Here is a 664-nt window from a genome sequence, read left to right as displayed (position 1 = left end):
GAATGGAGAGCCGTATGCGCTGAAAGGTGCACGTGCGGTTCGGGGAGGAGAAGCGCTACTGCGCTTCTTACTCCACTAAAGATCATTGGCTGGGGTTGGTTCTATCTGTCGACCATTCTGGATGACTTCTCCCGGTACGTTGTCGCCTGGAAGCTATGTACGACGATGACGGCTGGTGATGTCACCGACACACTGGAACTGGCCCTTGAGGCCTCTGGCTGTGATCAGGCCGCCGTTCGGCACAAACCCCGCCTGCTGTCGGACAACGGTGCGAGTTACATCTCTGGCGAACTGGCTGACATGTTCGAGGCGCGCCATACCATCCGCAAACACAGGGAAAGACTGAACGCTGGCACCAAACCCTGAAGAACCGCATCTTGATGGAAAACTACTTTCTGCCGGGCGATCTCAACGCCAGCATCGAGCGCTTCGTCACCCACTACAATCATCGCCGATACCATGAGAGCCTCAGCAATCTAACACCCGCCGATGTCTACTTTGGGCGAGGCGAAAACATCCTGCTCGAACGAGAAAGGATCAAACGAAACACATTCAATCAACGGCGATTGCAATACCGCAATCAAGCCGCTTAAATTCAACAAACAAGATGGGACAATCTCTCCGCTAAATCACGCGGCTATCTGTTCCAAATACCCTGATGACG

General features: G+C 53.8%; 1 pseudogene. It reads left to right on the top strand.

What is annotated here, in order from left to right:
* Positions 1 to 78 precede the first annotated feature (78 nt).
* Positions 79 to 593: pseudogene (locus Q0835_RS30045) on the top strand (integrase core domain-containing protein); the annotation flags it as partial.
* Positions 594 to 664: the final 71 nt, after the last annotated feature.

Origin of the sequence: uncultured Roseibium sp. (genome assembly GCF_947499295.1) — a bacterium.
Taxonomy (GTDB): Bacteria; Pseudomonadota; Alphaproteobacteria; order Rhizobiales; family Stappiaceae; genus Roseibium.
Note: the sequence above shows the minus strand (reverse complement) of the source record. Positions and strands in the feature narration are given on the sequence as shown.